Here is a 1437-nt window from a genome sequence, read left to right as displayed (position 1 = left end):
GGGCTCTTCATAATTGGGGGTGTAGTTGGGGTCTGAATCCGCCGGTTTCGAGGAGGCAGCGGGTGATGTAGTGGGTGAGGTTACGGAACCCGAGGGCGGAGCCGCGTAGGTGTTCGAGGCGTCCGTTGATGGCTTCGGTAGGGCCATTGGAGGTGTGGGGGTGGTCGAAGTAAGCCAGGATGTCCCCGGCTCGGCGTTTGAGTGTCCTGCCCAGCGTGATGAGCTCGGTCAGACCCCTCGGTACACGCGTGGAGGTCAGGGTGTTGATTTCGGCTTCCATCAGGGCCTTACCCGCGTCCGTGTCGGGCGCGCGGTAGGCGTCGATGATGTTCTGGTAGGCGCTCCAAGTGACCTCGAGCGCGACGTGCTCCTCACCGGAAAACAGGTTGAGTAGTTGGTGCTGCTGGCGTGGCGTGAGCAGGCATGAGCGGGTGTGTAACATCCTGCGGGCCTTGTACAGGGGGTCGGTGGCACGCCCGCGCCGGTGGTGGAGTTCTTGCTGAATGCGTCTGCGACACTCATCCAAGGCGTTGCCAGCCAGGTGCACGACGTGGAAGGGGTCCATGACCGCCCTCGCGCCGGGGAGTTCTTCAGTGGCTGCGCTTTTGAACCCGGTGAATCCATCCATCGCGACGATCTCGATGCGGCTTCGCCACGTGTCGGGGCGGGAGGCCAGCCAGGTTTTGAAGACCTGCTTGGAGCGACCCGGGACCATGTCCAAGAGTCGGGAGGGGCCGCTGCGTTCTCGGATGGGTGTCAAGTCCAAGATAACGGTGACGTATTTGTCTCCGTAGGGGGTGTGGCGCCACACGTGTTCATCCACCCCGATGACACGCACGCCATCGAACCGAGTTGGATCATTGATCAGTAGACGCTGGCCTTCACCCAGGACAGCGGTGTTGGCGGTATTCCAGGACACACCGAGGGCCTGGGAGATACGCGCCACCGTCAAATGATGAACGACCAGCCCAGTGAGCGCCCAGCGCACCGCCGCACGCGAGAGCTTGGCGCGCGGATCGGCCGCTTGGCTCATATCTTGACGCCACACATGGGCGCACTCCTGGCACCGGTAGCGGCGCACGCTCACGTGCAAGATCGTGGGGCGCCACCCGTAAGGCTCGTGCGCCAAGCGCCTGATCACCGTGTCACGCGACTCGCCCTGGCATCCGCAGCGTCGACACCACCGGTCCTCACCAGCAATCCGGCAAGCCAACACTGCATGGTCTGGCCACATGCGCTGGCCCGTCACTTCCAGGCCCAGGTCATCCAGGCGCGTGAACGCGCTCAGGTCAGGGCGATCAAAGATAGTATTGGCCATGTCGAGGTCTTTCAGATGGACGGTGTAGCAATCTCCATCATCGGAAGACCTCGACCCCTACCCGGCCACGACACGCCCAACCCCGCCCACAACACCTACACCCTCAAATGCGAAGAGCC

The 1437-nt window shown here is 63.0% G+C and carries 2 protein-coding genes; one reads left to right on the top strand and one right to left on the bottom strand.

Annotation, left to right across the window (positions count from 1 at the left end; genetic code table 11):
• Positions 1 to 7 precede the first annotated feature (7 nt).
• Positions 8 to 1318, bottom strand: a complete 1311-nt coding sequence (locus HMPREF3016_RS03245; RefSeq protein WP_049353248.1) for an ISL3 family transposase — start codon at positions 1316 to 1318, stop codon at positions 8 to 10.
• Between HMPREF3016_RS03245 and HMPREF3016_RS11105 the strand changes: the two genes are divergently transcribed.
• Positions 1220 to 1437, top strand: a 218-nt coding sequence (locus HMPREF3016_RS11105) for a hypothetical protein (protein ID WP_083308319.1), incomplete at its 3' end; no start/stop codon positions are given. The genes HMPREF3016_RS03245 and HMPREF3016_RS11105 overlap by 99 nt on opposite strands.

The sequence above is a fragment of the Rothia sp. HMSC065D02 genome (assembly GCF_001815285.1).
GTDB lineage: Bacteria > Actinomycetota > Actinomycetes > Actinomycetales > Micrococcaceae > Rothia > Rothia dentocariosa.
Note: the sequence above shows the minus strand (reverse complement) of the source record. Positions and strands in the feature narration are given on the sequence as shown.

Bases quoted from the DNA above. Each gene is read 5' to 3' on its own strand.
- HMPREF3016_RS03245 (WP_049353248.1), bottom strand. From the start codon at position 1,318: ATGGCCAATACTATCTTTGATCGCCCTGACCTGAGCGCGTTCACGCGC.